The organism is Holdemanella porci (assembly GCF_009696075.1).
In the GTDB taxonomy this organism is placed as follows: domain Bacteria; phylum Bacillota_I; class Bacilli_A; order Erysipelotrichales; family Erysipelotrichaceae; genus Holdemanella; species Holdemanella porci.
The window spans coordinates 1-1,924 of record NZ_VUMR01000109.1; the positions used below are offsets into that span (position 1 = coordinate 1).

2 protein-coding genes and 1 rRNA gene are annotated in these 1,924 nt (G+C 29.6%); 1 reads left to right on the forward strand and 2 read right to left on the reverse strand.

All coding sequences use genetic code 11. The features are described from left to right. Positions 1 to 91, forward strand: a 5S ribosomal RNA gene (rrf, locus tag FYJ55_RS10535); the annotation flags it as partial. A 34-nt stretch (positions 92 to 125) separates the two neighbouring features. Here the strand turns inward: rrf and FYJ55_RS10540 are convergent. Both FYJ55_RS10540 and FYJ55_RS10545 read right to left on the reverse strand, forming a co-directional pair. Next, positions 126 to 542 carry a DUF1893 domain-containing protein gene (locus FYJ55_RS10540; RefSeq protein ID WP_154556782.1) on the reverse strand — a complete coding sequence of 139 codons (417 nt, stop codon included), beginning with the start codon at positions 540 to 542 and terminating at the stop codon, positions 126 to 128. Next, entirely contained in the window at positions 529 to 1,632 is a 1,104-nt protein-coding gene (locus FYJ55_RS10545; protein WP_154556783.1) for an aldo/keto reductase, read from the reverse strand. Before FYJ55_RS10545 ends, FYJ55_RS10540 begins: the two co-directional genes overlap by 14 nt. Positions 1,633 to 1,924 lie beyond the last annotated feature (292 nt).

Consider the following 1,924-nt stretch of genomic DNA (forward strand, 5'->3'; position numbering starts at 1 on the left):
CACACCTGAACTCATCCCGAACTCAGAAGTTAAGCACTTTCACGGCGACAATAGTTGGGCTTGCCCCTGCGAAGATAGCTAGCTGCCGGGTCCTTTTTTTTGCCTTTTATATTCAAAAGCCAAGTCTAAGTAAATAAAGACTTGGCTTTTTTCAGATTCATTAATTCTTTAATTGTATTTTCTAATGCGATTTTTGCGGCAACTGGATCCTCTATATGAATCACGGATTTTTCTAATGGACACATATCTGTGTTTGTCCTATTTCGGATTTCCTTAACAAGTTTATCGTATTTGAAAGAAACATTATTCTTTTCTAAATTAATTTTTGCTGGTTCACTTAGAGTATGAGCATAAACAAATTTAATTTTTGCGAGAACGTATAGGCAAGCAGCTGCTTTACCTACTACTGTATCTTCTATATCTGCGTTTTTATAAAAATTCATATCTTCATTAATTTTTGAAAGAATTGGTTTTACACCAATATCATTTGAAGTATAAAATATAATATTGTTTCTTTTTGCGATAAATTTATTCAAATTCATCAGCTACTTTCTTTAGATTACTGATAATTGGAAGCTTTTGCGGACATACACGCTCACATTGTCCACATTCAATACAATCGTATGGCTTTCCGTGTTCATTTTTTAAATCATCGTATTCTGTTGATTTACCTTTAGATAAATTTTGTTTTCTTTTATTGAATAGACTAAAGTATTCAGGTATACAAATATGTTTTGGACAACCAGGAGTACAATAGTTACATGCTGTACACGGAATAGCGATAGATGTTCGAATTTGATCCCCTAGTTTAATCAAGAAATCATTTTCTTCTTGTGTCAACGGTTTAAATTTTTTCATATATGAAATATTGTCATTTAATTGTTCAAGGTTTGACATGCCACTAAGTACAACGCGTATATTTTTAAGACTTGCTGCAAATCGTATTGCCCATGATGCAATAGATAACGATCCATCTAAATTTAATAATTTAGTTTGAATATTTTCTGGAACATGTACAAGGCTTCCTCCCTTAACAGGTTCCATAATAACAACTTGTTTTCCATGTTTAACAGCTGTTTCATAACATAATCTAGATTGTACACTTTCACTATTCCAATCAAGATAATTGATTTGAAGTTGAACAAAATCCATTTCAGGATGTTCAGTCAAAATTTGATCTAGAATATCAGCCGTATCATGAAATGAGAATCCAATTTCTCTTATTTTACCTTCTTCTTTCATTTTTTTAATAAAATCAAAACAACCAAATTTTAAAGCAGTTTGATAATGATTACGATTTAAAGCATGCAGAAGATAGTAATCAAAGAAATTAACTCCACATTTTTCCAATTGTTCATCAAAAATTCTTTTTGCATCCTCTTTTGTTTTCATAAATGGGACAGGCAATTTGTCAGCTAAAGTAAATGAATTTCGTGGATATCTTTCAACCAAAGCTTTTTTGACAAATAATTCACTTTGTCTTTGGTGATAAGGATAAGCAGTGTCAAAATATGTAAATCCATTATCCATAAAAGTATCAATCATTTCACAAAATTGTTTTAAATCGACAGAAGTTGGATCTTCTGGATTTGTTAATGGCAATCGCATACATCCAAAACCTAATTTTTTCATAAAAATCCTCCTATAATGTATAACCGAATTATAGTACAATTTTATTATTTAATTGAAATAATAATTTAAAAAAATATGGAAAATATGTATATATAAATGTTTTTTGATTTTTTATTAAAAAAATTATAAAAAACATTTGACGAAGCGGGAAGTATTTGGTAATATCCCGAGTTTGACAGTTGAAAAAGTAAAAAGTGCTAGAAAGCCTTTATTCAAGGTTTAATCTAGCACTTTCGTTTTTTTGAAATGTTGTATGTGATTTCTATTTTGAAAATTTTTTTACTATTTTGTT